This is a genomic window from Kitasatospora sp. NPDC053308 (assembly GCF_055585785.1).
The window spans coordinates 1-13,315 of sequence record NZ_JBVJJY010000012.1 but is presented as its reverse complement, the minus strand read 5'-3'; the positions used below and the strand labels follow the sequence as shown (position 1 = coordinate 13,315).

Below are 13,315 nucleotides of genomic sequence, written 5' to 3'. Positions count from 1 at the left end.
CCCTGGAGCCTCATCGAACACCTCACAGGGGGTTTTCGCCTCCCCACGCGGGAAGGTGGGTATGACCCCATACTGCGGGCGGGTGGTCAAGCTGTTGCACCCTGTCTACCCTCTCGCGGGTGAAGTAGGGGTAAATACCTGGACAACGACCCCCATACGGCGCATCCTTTGCTCACTCACCGTGCCTGCCGCCGCCAGGAGCAGCCGTGCCGCCGTGCCCGACCCCCACCCGTCCACCGTCCGCCCACGGACCGTTCGGCCACGCACTGGCCGGGCTGCTGGACGTCCTGCTCCCCGCGAACTGCGCGGGCTGCGGCACCGAGCGCACCCAGCTCTGCCCGGTCTGCCGGCACGTCCTGGCCACCGCCCGGCCGGGCCCCACTCTGCTGCCCTGGGCGCACGCCGCGGCCCCGTACACCGATCCGGTCCGGCAGTTGCTGCTCGCGCACAAGGAGCGCGGCGCGCTGCGGCTGGCCGGTCCGCTCGGCGAGGCGCTCGGCCGGGCGGTGCGCTCCGCCCTCGGGTCACGGGCCGGGTCCGCGCCGCTGCTGCTGGTGCCGATGCCCTCCGCCCGGGCCGCCGTCCGCGCCCGCGGCCACGATCCGACGCTGCGGCTGGCCGGGGCCGCCGCCCGCTCGCTGCGCCGGGCCGGGCTCGACGTCCGGGCCGCGTCGCTGCTGCGGCACGCCCGTCCGGTCGCCGACCAGACCGGGCTGAACGCGGCGGAGCGGCACCGCAACCTGCACGGCGCGCTCACCGTACTACCGCGCGCCCGGGCCGGTTTGGCGGGCCGTCACCCCGTCCTGGTGGACGATCTGGTGACCACCGGGGCGAGCCTCGCCGAGGCCGCCCGGGCGCTGGCCGACGCCGGTCTGCCGGCCCGGGCCGGCGCCGCCGTCGCGGCCACCGCGACGCGTCCGGCGGACTGATCCGCCGCCGAACCCGACCCGGCGTCAGCCCCGGTGGGCGCCGGGCCGCCCGGCACCTCAGCCCGCGTAGAAGAACGACCGGGGCTTGTCGATCAGCGGGGCCTCCCGCCACTGGTTGTTGACCAGGCGGTAGGCCTTGTCCTCGCTCGGCTTGCCGTCCGCCTGCTTGACCTCCGCCATCGCGAGCACCGGCGGCGCCTGGGTCAGGCTGTCCCCCCGGGACTCCGAGGCCGCGACGGTCAGCATGCTGTCGGCGCTCTGCAGCTGGGTGTCCGTGCTCCGCGAGCCGTCGGTGCTGATGAAGTAGAGCTGCTGGGTGCGGTCCGCCTCCTTGCCGAGCACCAGCAGCTGGTCGGTCTCCGCCCAGGACACCGAGGCGACGTCGGTGAGCGTCGGGGCGGCCCGGCGCAGCCCGGTGATCTTCACGGTCGGCGCCTGCGGGGTCCCTCCGTGCACCACCAGGCCGAACATCAGCGAGCGGATGGCCACGCCCGGGGTCTTGACCACCAGGGCGACCCGGACGCCGTCCGAGGAGATCTTGAGGGCCTGCACGGTCTGCCCGGCCAGCCCCTCGACCGGCACGGTGTACGACTTGTTGCCGCGCACCATCACCACCCGCTGCCCCTGCTGGTTGCGGTCCACCACCCAGAGGTCGCCGCGGCCGTCCCAGCTGGGCGAGGCGAAGCCGTCCTCCTTGTCGCCGGACTTCGCGGGCGAGCTGAGCACCGGCTCGCCCAGGCTGACCGCGTTGTCGGTCAGCTGCACCGAGTAGACCTGGTGGCCGTCCTCGCTGATCGCGGCGGCCTGGGCGCCGCCCCGGCTGACGGCGATGGCGCCGAGCGGCGGCTTGCCGGCGGACTGCGGCTTGCCGAGGACGCCGCGCACCGGGTCGCCGGAGCGCCCCTCGTCGGTCGCCACCAGGGCGCCGTCGGCGCGCTGGTAGTACTGCGTCGCGGGGGTCGGTCCGGCCAGGGCGCCGGGGCCGGTGGCCGGCAGGTCGGTGCGGCTGGCGGTGCAGGAGCCGCGCTGTCCCTTCAGTTCCAGCCGCTCGACCTGGCCCTTGCCCTGGTCGGCGAGGGTGTAGAAGAGCTGGGTGGCCATCCGGCGGCAGGCCATCGGCTCACTGACGTCCGCCGAGGTGACCTGGACGTGGGCGATCTTGCTGTCGTCGATGGTCACCCGGTCGACCTTGGCGCCGTTCGGGAAGGCCGTCCGGACCACCGGCGAGAGCCAGGTCGAGGGTCCGTCGACCAGCGCGCGGGCGGCCGAGGTCAGCGGGTCTATTCGGCGCCGCAGGTAGATGGGGTCGGCGACCAGCACCTCCTGCCCGGCGTTCCCGGCGGCCACCGCGGACGGGTCCGGCGCGGTGTAGAAGAACCGCTCGACCTGCCGGAAGCTGTTCCGGAAGTTGGTCTCGTTCATGATCACGCCGGCCGGCAGCTTGTCGATCCGCCACTCGCCGTCCTTCTCCCGGACGAAGGTGAAGTCGGAGGAGACGTTGTTGTTCTGCCCGGCCACCAGCTGGTACGAGTGCTTCTCGTCGACGCTGCCGACCAGCTGCCCGCTCACCGTCACGGTCACCGGGACCTGGGCGTCCGCGTCGCCGACGTCCTGACCGCCCGGGGGGATGGTGGTGGACGAGAGCACCTGGATCCCCGCGTCCGGGTTCCAGGCCGCGGCCGCGCTCTCGGTGAGGTACTTGCGCGCGGTCTCGTAGCCCTCGTCGGCGGTCACCGCGTCCAGGAACCCGGTCAGCAGCTGGCGCGGCTTGGCGCCCTTGCCGGGCGCCACCGGGAAGACCCTGGCCTGCAGGTTCTTGTCCGCCGACCCCTGGGACAGCTCCACCTTGGTGATGCCGCCGGAGTCCGGCATGGCCGCGCAGCCGCTCGCCAGCAGGGCGAACAGCGCGCCGACCACCGCGAGCCGCGGCTCAGTCCTCTTGCTCGTCCCTCGCACGCTGCGACCCCTCCAGGTCCGTCCCGCCCGTCATCTCCGGCTCCGCCGTCCGTTGCGTCACCGACGGCCGTCCGGGCGTCGGGTCCACCATGACCTGCGCGCCGGTCACCCCGTAACCGGCCCCCGCCGTCCGCACGTCCGAGGGGTCCGAGCGCGGGCCCTCGGGCAGTCGGCTCCGGCCGAGGCCGGGGCCGATGTTCAGCACGCCGCCGAGGCCGCTGCCGAGGCCGCCGCCCGTGCCGTCCGGCGCCTCCGCCTGGTCCTCGGTGGCGGTCAGCGCCGTCGAGCCGACCGGGCTGATCGCCCGCCGGTACGGCGTTCCGTACGTGCCGAGTCCGCGGTTGTTGCGGGAGTCCTCCGGCTCCAGCCGGAACGGCGCCCGGGAGATCTCGCCGCCCCGGGTGCGCGGCAGGGTGAGCCGGAAGTGCGAGCCGCCGCCGGGCTCGCCCCAGGCCTGCAGCCAGCCGCCGTGCAGATGGGCGTCCTCGACCGCGATGGACAGGCCGAGGCCGGTGCCGCCGGTGGTGCGGACCCGGGACGGGTCGGCCCGCCAGAAGCGGTGGAACACCCGGGACGCCTCGCCCGGCTTGAGGCCGATGCCGTAGTCGCGCACGCCGACCGCGACCGCGCCGTCCGCCGAGCCCAGCCGGACCACCACGTCGCGGCCCTCGCCGTGCTCCAGCGCGTTGACCACCAGGTTGCGCAGGATGCGCTCGATCCGGCGGGAGTCCACCTCGGCCAGCACCGGCTCGCCGTCGCCGCGGATCACGACGCTGCTGCCCTTGGCCTGCGCCAGCGGCTCGGCGGCCTCCACGACCCGGCCGACGATCTCCCGCAGGTCGACCGGCTCGGCGTCCAGGATCGCGGCGCCGGCGTCGAAGCGGCTGATCTCCAGCAGGTCGGCGAGCAGCGACTCGAAGCGGTCCAGCTGGCCCTGCAGGAGCTCCGCCGAGCGGGCCGCCATCGGGTCCAGGTCCTCGCGGCTGTCGTAGATGAGGTCGGCGGCCATCCGGACGGTGGTGAGCGGGGTGCGCAGCTCGTGCGAGACGTCCGAGACGAAGCGCCGCTGCACCCGGGACAGCTCCTCCAGCTGGCGGATCTGCGCCTGCAGCGCGTTGGCCATCCGGTTGAAGGACTCGCCGAGGCGGGCGATGTCGTCCGTCCCGGTCACCTTCATCCGCTCTTCCAGGTGCCCGTCGGCGAGCCGCTCGGAGATCCCCGCGGCCATCCGGACCGGGGTGACCACCTGGCGCACCACGACCCAGGCGATGCCGCCCATGAGGATCACCACGAACACGCCGGCGGTCGCCAGGGTGCCGGTGACCAGGTTCAGGGTGTCGGTCTCCTGGCCGAAGGAGAACACGTAGAACATCTGGTAGCTCTTGTCGGCCGGGCCGATGAACTGCATGCCGAGGGCCAGGCCGGGCTCGGACTTCCCGCCGCCCTCGGGCGAGCGGTGGATCCGGGTCGGCTGGTCGAACATCTGGTTCGGCTCGGCGACGAGCTTGGCCCGCAGGGAGTCCGGGATGCTGCTGGGCTGGATGTCGCCCGAGTAGCGCGGCGCGAAGCCGGCGCTCTCCGGGACGACGGGGCCCGAGCCGGGGGCCATCGCGATCACCGAGTAGACCGTCTGCCCGCTCCCGGCCAGGTCGTTGACCTGCCGCAGCAGCCAGGTACCGGTGTCGTCGACGGTCGGGTCGGCGGTGCCCCGCAGTTTCTGGTCCTTGGCCTCGTCGATCTTCTTCTGCTCGACCTGGAAGCCGATCCTGGCCTGTGCCCGGGCGGCGTCCATCTTGGTGTCGAGCAGGCCGGTGCGCACCTGCGCCACCACGACCACGCCCAGCACCAGGACCACCGCGATGGAGGCCAGCAGCGACACCGCGACCACCCGCAGCTGGATCGACCGCCGGTACAGCGTGGCCACCCGGTGGGCGGGACGGCGCAGTTGACGCTTCGCCAGTCCGACCACGCCGGAAGGGCCGCGTCGGCGGCGGGTGGTCGAACTCAGCACGTCCCCGCGCACGGCCCCGGCCCCGTCGGTCGCGGTACCCGACGGGGTCTCGTCAGCCCGGTCCGTCACGTCAGCTGGGTCCGGCCTTGTAGCCGACGCCGCGGACGGTCACCACGATCTCGGGGCGCTCCGGGTCCTTCTCGATCTTGGAGCGGAGGCGCTGCACGTGGACGTTGACCAGGCGGGTGTCCGCCGCGTGGCGGTAGCCCCAGACCTGCTCCAGCAGCACCTCGCGGGTGAACACCTGCCAGGGCTTGCGGGCGAGCGCGACCAGCAGGTCGAACTCCAGCGGGGTCAGCGGGATGCCCCGGCCGTCCCGCTTCACCGAGTGGCCGGCCACGTCGATCACCAGGTCGCCGATGGTCAGCTGCTCGGGCGTCGGCTCCTCGGCGCGGCGCAGCCGGGCGCGCACCCGGGCCACCAGCTCCTTGGGCTTGAACGGCTTGGTGACGTAGTCGTCGGCGCCCGACTCCAGGCCCACCACGACGTCGACCGTGTCGGTCTTCGCGGTCAGCATGACGATCGGGATGCCGGACTCGGCCCGGATCTGCCGGCACACGTCGATGCCGTCCCGGCCGGGCAGCATCAGGTCCAGCAGGACCAGGTCCGGCTTGGTCTCCCGGAACGCGGCTAGCGCCTTGTCCCCATCCGCGACGAAAAACGGCTCAAAACCCTCACCACGCAGCACGATGCCGAGCATCTCGGCCAGTGCGGAGTCGTCATCAACGACGAGGACGCGTCCCTTCATGCGTCCATCTTCTCATTACCGGATTGTGACCTGCCGCACAGCAGTGCCAATGCTCCAGAACGGCCAACTCCCCCGCCGGTGAATTCCGGCCATACCGGGCGAATGACCTCGGCCGGAGCAGCTCCGAACCGTCCGCGACCCGGCACCCGACCCGCCGGTGGCCCCCGTTGCCGATCAGCAACCGGATCACCATGGGGCCTGCTCCGGCCCCATGGCACGATGGGCGCTGCGCGCGGACGGAAGATCCGTTCGGAGCCGCGCCCACGACGCCCCTCCGAGGAGCAGTGATGACCGACACTCCGGGCTGGGCCTCGCCCGGCTCGTCCGAGCCATCCCGCGACGGTGCCCGGCCCCCGGTCGACGCGCCCGCCGCCGTGCCCGGGCCGTCGGCACCACCGCAGGCCTCCCCTGGTTGGAACGGCCCGCACGCCCGGTACGGCGGGCAGCAGCCCCCCGGCGGCCGGAACCCGTACGGCTGGGGCGCCCCGCAGAGCCCCAAGCCCGGCGTCATCCCGCTGCGTCCGCTCGGTGTCGGCGAACTGCTCGACGGCGCCGTCGGCACCGTCCGCCGGCAGTGGCGGACGGTCCTCGCCCTCTCCCTCGGCATCGCCGTGGTCGCCCAGGGCGGGGCCGTCCTGGTGGACCTGCTGGTCAAGGGCAGGACCGGCGCCGCCACCCAGACCCTGCGGCTGCTGGCCGCCCTGCCGCTGCAACTGCTGCTCGACGTGCTCGCCGCCGCCCTGCTCACCATCGTCGTGAGCCGGGCCGTCCTCGGCCGCTCCGCGACCGCCGGGGAGGCCTGGCGCGACGCCCGTCCGCGGCTGCTGCAACTGCTCGGGCTCACCGTGCTCACCGCCCTGATGGGCCCCGGGGTGGCGCTGCTCGGCTTCGCGCCCCTGCTCGGTTACGGCGCCAGCGGCGCCCACGAGCCCGCGATCAGCGGCCTGCTGTTCCTGGTCGGCCTGCTGGGCCTGCCGGTCGCCGCCTGGCTGTGGATCCGCTTCAGCCTCGCCGCGCCCGCGCTGATGCTGGAGAAGCAGGGCGTCGTCACGGCGCTGTCGCGCTCGCGCCGACTGGTCCGCGGCGCCTGGTGGCGGATCTTCGGCATCACCCTCGCCGCCAAGGTGCTGTCGATGGTCGTCGCCGTGGTCATCGCCGTCCCGTTCCGCTTCATCGGTGTGCTGCTGGGCTTCGAGAGCCTCGACGGCGGCGCCCTGACCTCCGCGACCGAGGGCGTCGGCATGGTGGTCGTCATGGCCGTCGCCGGGATCATCGCGGGCACCCTCACCACCCCGTTCATGGCGGCCGTCGGCGTCCTGGTCTACGTCGACCAGCGGATCCGCCGCGAGGCCCTGGACATCGAGCTCGCCCGCGCCGCCGGCCTGCCCGAGTACGGCGGCACCGGCTGGGGCGAGCCGGCCGACCAGACCGCGGCGAGGCACTGAACCGGATGGCCGATTGGGGGGACAGGCTCCTTGCCGTGGGCGGCGCCCCGGTCACCGTTCCGCGCGATCCCGCGCGCGACGCGGCCCGGGACGAACTGCTCGACGCCGAGTACCACAAGCACGACCCGTCGCTCCTGCAGCAGGCGATGGACTGGTTCTGGGGGCACGTCTCCAGCGCCCTCGACAGCATGTCCGGCACCGGCACCGACGGCACCACCGGGCTGGTGCTCTTCCTGGTCGTCGCCGTGCTGATCGGCGCCGCCCTCTGGTGGCGCCTCGGTGCGCCCCGCCGCGCGGCCCGCACGACCGGCGACGTGTACGGCACCGAGGGCCCGCGCAGCGCCGCACAGTACCGGGCGGACGCAGCCGCGCACGCCGCGGCCGGACGCTGGACCGAGGCCGTCCGCGAGCAGATGCGCGCCCTGGTCCGCGGTCTGGAGGAGCGCACGCTGCTCGACGCCCGACCGGGCCGCACCGCCGACGAGGCCGCCGAGGAGGCCGGGCGGGCGCTGCCCGCACACGCCGCCGCGCTGACCGCGGCCGCCCGCGCCTTCGACGACATCGCGTACGGCGAGCGCACCGCCGACCAGGCCGCGTACCGGCTGCTCCACGAGCTCGACCGGACCCTGGAGCGCACCCGGCCGGTCCTCGGACCGACGACGGCCTCCCCGAGTCCGCCCCCGGCTCCGACCCCGGCTCCGACCTCGGGAGGGGCGGCATGACCGGCACCGTCCCCGCACCCGCGCCCACGCCCGTCGCCGAAGCGCCCTCCGGCGCCGCCCCGACCAGCCTCGCCCCCACCCCGCGCGGCCTGTGGCGCCGGGGCCGCTGGTACCTGGCGTTCCTGGCCGCCCTGCTGCTCGGCGCCGTCATGGTCGCCGCCCTGGGCCGGAACCACGACTACCCGCCGCTCGACCCCCGCTCGTACGACCGCGACGGCGCGCACGCGGTCGTCGCGCTGCTCGAACGCCAGGGCCTCACGCCCGAGTTCACCACCGACCCGGGCGGCGGCCCGGGCGGCGCCGACACCCTGGTGCTGCCCGAGCCCGACCTGCTCGGCCCCGACCAGCTGCGCGTCCTCGCAGCCGGCCGGCACCGGCGGCTGGTCCTGATCGCCCCGGGCCCGGCCGCCCTCAGCGCGCTGGCCCCCGGCATCCGGATGTCCGACGAGGACGGCGGCCTGCCGTACGCCTCCCCGCGCACCACCGAGCCGGGCTGCTCGCTCGCCGAGGCCGTCCGGGCCGGCAGCGCCCACCTCGGCGGCATGCTCTACACCAGCGGCAGCCGGGGCCAGGGCTGCTACCCGCGCGGCCACGGCTACCCGCTGGTCAGCAGCACCACCGCCGACGGCGACGTCATCGTGCTCGGCAGCGGCTCCTTCCTGCAGAACGAGCAGCTCGCCAAGGACGGCAACGCCTCCCTCGCGCTCGGGCTGCTCGGCACGCAGCCCCGACTGACCTGGCAGCTGCCCGACTACTCGGCCCCGCTCGCGGACGGCACCCGCCAGAAGACCTTCGAGGACCTCGTCCCGAAGGGCTGGCGCTGGGCCTCCTACCAGCTGGCCGTCGCCGCGGTGCTCGCCGCCCTGTGGCGCGGCCGCCGGCTCGGCCCGGTGGTCAGCGAGGACCTGCCCGTGGTGGTCCGCGCCGCCGAGACCACCGAGGGCCGCGCCCGTCTCTACCGGCGCGCCGACGCCCGCGGGCACGCCGCCGCGGCGCTGCGCCGCGCCGCCGCCCGTCGCCTCGCCCCGGCCGTGGGCGTCCCGCTCCGGGCCGGCGCGCCCGACCCCGACACACTCTGCGCGGCCGTGGCCGACCGGCTCCCGGACCGGCCCGCCGGGGACGTCCGGGCCCTGCTGTACGGCCCGCCCCCGACCGACGACGCCGCGCTGCTGCGGCTCGCCGACGACCTCGACACCCTCGAAAGGCAGGTCCGGAACCCGTGACCGACCAGGCAACCGCCCAGCTCCGCGCCGTCCCCGGCCCGGCGCCCGCTACCGCCGCCGCCACCGATCCGCGCGCGGCCCTGACCGCCCTGCGCGCCGAGATCGGCAAGGCCGTGGTCGGCCAGGACGCCGCCGTCACCGGACTGGTGGTGGCGCTCCTGTGCGGCGGCCACGTCCTGCTGGAGGGCGTCCCCGGGGTCGCCAAGACCCTGCTGATCCGCACCCTCTCCACCGCGCTCAGCCTGGAGACCAAGCGCATCCAGTTCACCCCCGACCTGATGCCCGGCGACGTCACCGGCTCCCTCGTCTACGACGCCCGCACCGCCGAGTTCTCCTTCCAGCCCGGCCCGGTCTTCACCAACCTGCTGCTCGCCGACGAGATCAACCGCACCCCGCCGAAGACCCAGGCCGCCCTGCTGGAGGCCATGGAGGAACGCCAGGTCACCGTGGACGGCGAGCCGCGCGCGCTGCCCGTGCCGTTCCTGGTCGCCGCCACCCAGAACCCGGTCGAGTACGAGGGCACCTACCCTCTGCCCGAAGCCCAGCTGGACCGCTTCCTGCTCAAGCTGATCCTGCCGCTGCCCGACCGCGACCAGGAGTTCCAGGTCCTCGCCCGGCACGCCGCCGGCTTCGACCCGCGCGACCTCGCCGCGGCCGGCGTCCGCCCGGTCGCGGGCCCCGAGCACCTCGCCGCCGCCCGCGAGCAGATCGCCGCGCTGACCGTCGCCCCGGAGGTCCTCGCCTACATCGTCGACCTCTGCCGGGCCACCCGGCAGTCCCCGTCGCTGTCCATCGGCGTCTCCCCGCGCGGCGCCACCGCCCTGCTGGCCGCCTCCCGCGCCTGGGCCTGGCTGGCCGGCCGCGACTACGTCACCCCGGACGACGTCAAGGCGCTCGCCCTGCCCACCCTGCGGCACCGGGTCGCGCTGCGCGCCGAGGCCGAGATGGAGGGCGTCACCGCCGACTCCGTCATCCAGGCCGTCCTCGCCCAGACGCCCGCGCCCCGCTGATTCCCCGCTGATCCCCCGCTGATCCCGGCGCGGTCGGGGCCCGTCGAGTCGGGTCCCGCCGCAGTCGGTCCCGCCGCACCGGCCGTGACCCTCACCGCCGACCCCACCGCACGCGCCCGTTCCGGGCGCCCGAAGGAGCGCACCCCATGGCCCTCACCGGGCGAACCGCCCTGCTCGCCGCACTCGGCGCGCTCGTCGTGGGCCTGCTGCTGCCGTCGGTGGCCGGGATCGGGCTGGTCACCGGCGCGGTCCTGCTCGCCGTCGTGGTCGACCTGGTGCTCGCCGCCCCCGTCCGCGGCCTGCGGGTCGAGCGGGGCGGCGACACCACCGTCCGGCTCGGCGAGGCCGCCTCGGTCGAACTGACCCTCACCAATCCGTCCGGGCGCCCCCTGCGGGCGCTGCTGCGCGACGCCTGGGCCCCGTCCGCCTGGCGCCCCGGCACCGCCGAGGCCGCCTCCCGGCACACCCTCACCGTCCCGGGCGGCGAGCGACGCCGAGTGGTCACCGTGCTCACCCCCACCCGCCGCGGCGACCACCGGGCCCACCGGGTGACGGTCCGCTCCCTCGGGCCGCTCGGCCTGGCCGCCCGCCAGGGCTCCCACCTCGTCCCCTGGACGGTCCGCGCGCTCCCCCCGTTCGCCAGCCGCAAGCACCTGCCCTCCCGGCTCGCCCGGCTACGCGAACTCGACGGCCGCACCTCGGTGTTGACCCGTGGCCAGGGCACCGAGTTCGACTCCCTCCGCGAGTACCTGCCCGGCGACGACGTCCGCTCCATCGACTGGCGCGCCAGTGCCCGGCGGAACACGGTCGCCGTCCGCACCTGGCGCCCCGAACGCGACCGCCACATCCTCGTCGTCCTCGACACCGGCCGCACCTCGGCCGGCCGGGTCGGAGACGCCCCCCGGCTGGACGCCGCCCTCGACGCGGCCCTCTTGCTGACCGCCCTCGCCACCCGGGCCGGCGACCGCGTCGACCTGCTCGCCCACGACCTCCACAAGCGCGCCGCCGTCGCGGGCTGCTCCGCCCACGAGGTGCTGCCCGCCTTCACCGACGCGATGGCCGGCCTGGAACCCGCGCTGCAGGAGACCGACATGCGCTCCCTGGTCTCCACGGCTCTCGGCATGACGCCGCAGCGCTCGCTGATCGTCCTGCTCACCGGGCTCGACGCGGCACCCGTCGAGGACGGGCTGCGCCCACTGCTGCCGCTGCTCACCAAGCGCCACGAGGTCGTCCTCGCCTCCGTCGCCGACCCCCAGCTGGACGTGCTGGCCGTCGGCCGGGGCACGGTCGAGGCGGTCTACGGCGCTGCGGCGGCCGAACAGACCCGCGCCGACCGCCGCGCCACCGCCGACCTCCTCACCCGCGGCGGGGTCACCGTGCTCGACGCCCCGCCCGCGCAGATCGCCCCCGTCCTGGCCGACACCTACCTCGCGCTGAAGGCCGCCGGCCGGCTCTGACCCCTCCGCCCCCGACGGCCGGACTCACCGAGGCCGATCGGACCTCGACTCGCCGTTGAGCCGCGCCGCCTGACGCGTCAGGTGGTCCCGTTCGGCGAGGCTGGACGCCTTGTGCGCCGCCTCCACGTACAGCCGCGCCGCCGTCCGCCTGTCGCCGTCCCGCTCGTGGAGGTACGCCGCGACGGCGGTGTGCCGGGGAAGCGAGTCGTCCAGCCCGGCGAGCGCCGCCAACCCGGCGCGCGGGCCGTCCGCCTCGCCCACCGCCACCGCCCGGTTGAGCCGGGCAACCGGGCTGTCCGTCAGCCGTACGAGCTCGTCATACCACTCGACGATCTGCACCCAGTCCGTCTCCTCGGCGGTGGGCGCGTCGGCGTGCAGGGCCGCGACGGCCGCCTGGGCCTGGAACTCGCCCAGGCGGTCGCGGGCGAGGGCCGCCTGGAGGATCCCGACGCCCTCGGCGATCAGCCCGGTGTCCCACGTCCGGCGGTCCTGCTCGGCCAGCGGCACCAGGCTGCCGTCGGGCGCCGTCCGGCCGGCCCGCCGGGCGTGGTGCAACAGCATGAGCGCCAGCAGCCCGGAGACCTCCGGGTGGTCGATCGCCGCCGCGAGCTGCCGGGTGAGCCGGATCGCCTCGGCGGCCAGGTCGACGTCCCCGGAGTAGCCCTCGTTGAAGACCAGGTAGAGGACGCGGAGCACGGTGGAGACGTCCCCCGGCCGGTCGAAGCGCACGCCGGAGACGGTGCGCTTGGCCCGACTGATCCGCTGGGCCATGGTCGCCTCGGGCACCAGGTACGCCTGGGCGATCTGCCGGGTGGTCAGGCCGCCCACCGCCCGCAGTGTCAGCGCCACCGCGGAGGACGGCGTCAACGACGGGTGGGCGCACAGGAAGTAGAGCCGGAGCGTGTCGTCCGTCTCCGCCGCCGGGCCGGGCTCCGGCTCCTGGTCCACCAGCTCCTCACGCCGACGGCGAGCCGTGTCCGACCGGACCGCGTCGAGGAACTTGCGCCACGCCACGGTCACCAGCCAGCCCTTGGGGTCCCGCGGCTGATCGGTCGGCCAGACGCGGACCGCCTCGACCAGGGCCTCCTGCACGGCGTCCTCGGCCGCCGCGAACTCTGCGCCGCGGCGGACGAGGATCCCGAGCACAGTCGGCGTGAGGCTCCGGAGCAGGGCCTCGTTCATCGGTACCGTCACTCCGTGATGGTGGGCGGCTCGGCCAGGAACGGACGCAGCTCCAGCCACTCGTGGATCGGCTTCCCGCCGGCCCCGGGCGCCGCCGAGAGCTCCCCGGCCAGCTCGACGGCACGGTCGTAGCTGTCGACGTCGATCACCATCCAGCCGGCGATGAGGTCCTTGGTCTCGGCGAACGGACCGTCGGTGACCGGCGGACGCCCCTCGCCGTCGTACCGGACCCAGGTCCCCTCGGGGGCGAGCGCCTGACCGTCGACGAACTCCCCGGTCCTCTGCAGCCGGGCCGCGAAGTCCTGCATGTACCGGATGTGGGCGGAGATCTCCTCCGGCGTCCACTGGTCCATCGGCACGCAGTTGACCGCCTCCGGGGCGCCCCGGTAGTGCTTGAGCAGCAGGTACTTGGCCATCGTGCTTCTCCTTCGGTGCTGATGCGACCCATTGTGGCCGCGCTCACCCCAGGGACGGAGCCGTCGACGCGTTCTCGACACCGTCAGCCAAGATCTTTTCCATGATTTTTTGTCCGGGAACGCGAAGAACCCCCGTCCGGAATTCCGGACGGGGGTTCTTCTGAATGATTGTTCGGCGGCGTCCTACTCTCCCACAGGGTCCCCCCTGCAGTACCA

The 13,315-nt window shown here is 74.8% G+C and carries 11 protein-coding genes; 6 read left to right on the top strand and 5 right to left on the bottom strand.

The features are described from left to right. The first annotated feature begins 206 nt into the window (after nucleotides 1–206). Nucleotides 207–929 (top strand): ComF family protein, encoded by a 723-nt coding sequence (locus tag ACZ6Y7_RS24785; RefSeq protein ID WP_465760126.1) that lies wholly within the window; start codon nucleotides 207–209, stop codon nucleotides 927–929. A gap of 57 nt (nucleotides 930–986) precedes the next feature. Here the strand turns inward: ACZ6Y7_RS24785 and ACZ6Y7_RS24780 are convergent, their stop codons facing one another. The 3 genes from ACZ6Y7_RS24780 to mtrA are packed head-to-tail and all read right to left on the bottom strand — an operon-like array spanning nucleotide 987 to nucleotide 5,644. Then, nucleotides 987–2,885 (bottom strand): LpqB family beta-propeller domain-containing protein, encoded by a 1,899-nt coding sequence (locus ACZ6Y7_RS24780; protein ID WP_465760125.1) that lies wholly within the window; start codon nucleotides 2,883–2,885, stop codon nucleotides 987–989. Beyond that, nucleotides 2,860–4,965, bottom strand: coding sequence for an MtrAB system histidine kinase MtrB (gene mtrB / locus ACZ6Y7_RS24775; protein ID WP_465760124.1), 2,106 nt, complete (start codon nucleotides 4,963–4,965; stop codon nucleotides 2,860–2,862). Before mtrB ends, ACZ6Y7_RS24780 begins: the two co-directional genes overlap by 26 nt. Nucleotide 4,966: 1 nt before the next feature. Next, on the bottom strand, nucleotides 4,967–5,644 hold the full coding sequence (gene mtrA, locus ACZ6Y7_RS24770) for an MtrAB system response regulator MtrA (protein ID WP_030061806.1): 678 nt from the start codon (nucleotides 5,642–5,644) through the stop codon (nucleotides 4,967–4,969). 287 nt (nucleotides 5,645–5,931) lie between these two features. Here mtrA and ACZ6Y7_RS24765 point away from each other — a divergent pair, with 287 nt between their 5' ends. From ACZ6Y7_RS24765 to ACZ6Y7_RS24745, 5 genes are all read left to right on the top strand, one after another. Next, the gene (locus ACZ6Y7_RS24765) at nucleotides 5,932–7,089 is read left to right on the top strand and encodes a DUF7847 domain-containing protein (RefSeq protein ID WP_465760123.1); all 1,158 of its coding nucleotides are present in this window, start codon (nucleotides 5,932–5,934) and stop codon (nucleotides 7,087–7,089) included. A 5-nt stretch (nucleotides 7,090–7,094) separates the two neighbouring features. Continuing rightward, entirely contained in the window at nucleotides 7,095–7,811 is a 717-nt protein-coding gene (locus ACZ6Y7_RS24760) for a DUF4129 domain-containing protein (protein ID WP_465760122.1), read from the top strand. Next, nucleotides 7,808–9,034 carry a DUF4350 domain-containing protein gene (locus ACZ6Y7_RS24755; RefSeq protein ID WP_465760121.1) on the top strand — a complete coding sequence of 409 codons (1,227 nt, stop codon included), beginning with the start codon at nucleotides 7,808–7,810 and terminating at the stop codon, nucleotides 9,032–9,034. The genes ACZ6Y7_RS24760 and ACZ6Y7_RS24755 overlap by 4 nt, the downstream gene beginning before the upstream one ends. A gap of 80 nt (nucleotides 9,035–9,114) precedes the next feature. After that, on the top strand, nucleotides 9,115–10,044 hold the full coding sequence (locus tag ACZ6Y7_RS24750) for an AAA family ATPase (RefSeq protein ID WP_465760292.1): 930 nt from the start codon (nucleotides 9,115–9,117) through the stop codon (nucleotides 10,042–10,044). Nucleotides 10,045–10,190: 146 nt separating this feature from the next. Continuing rightward, complete coding sequence (locus tag ACZ6Y7_RS24745) at nucleotides 10,191–11,501, top strand: DUF58 domain-containing protein (protein WP_465760120.1); 1,311 nt, start codon at nucleotides 10,191–10,193, stop codon at nucleotides 11,499–11,501. Nucleotides 11,502–11,525: 24 nt separating this feature from the next. Here ACZ6Y7_RS24745 and ACZ6Y7_RS24740 read toward each other — a convergent pair whose 3' ends face one another. Together ACZ6Y7_RS24740 and ACZ6Y7_RS24735 are read right to left on the bottom strand one after the other, a co-directional pair. Beyond that, nucleotides 11,526–12,683: an RNA polymerase sigma factor gene (locus ACZ6Y7_RS24740; RefSeq protein WP_465760291.1), complete on the bottom strand. Its 1,158-nt coding sequence runs from the start codon at nucleotides 12,681–12,683 to the stop codon at nucleotides 11,526–11,528. Between the two features lie 8 nt (nucleotides 12,684–12,691). After that, nucleotides 12,692–13,099: a YciI family protein gene (locus tag ACZ6Y7_RS24735; protein WP_465760119.1), complete on the bottom strand. Its 408-nt coding sequence runs from the start codon at nucleotides 13,097–13,099 to the stop codon at nucleotides 12,692–12,694. Nucleotides 13,100–13,315 lie beyond the last annotated feature (216 nt).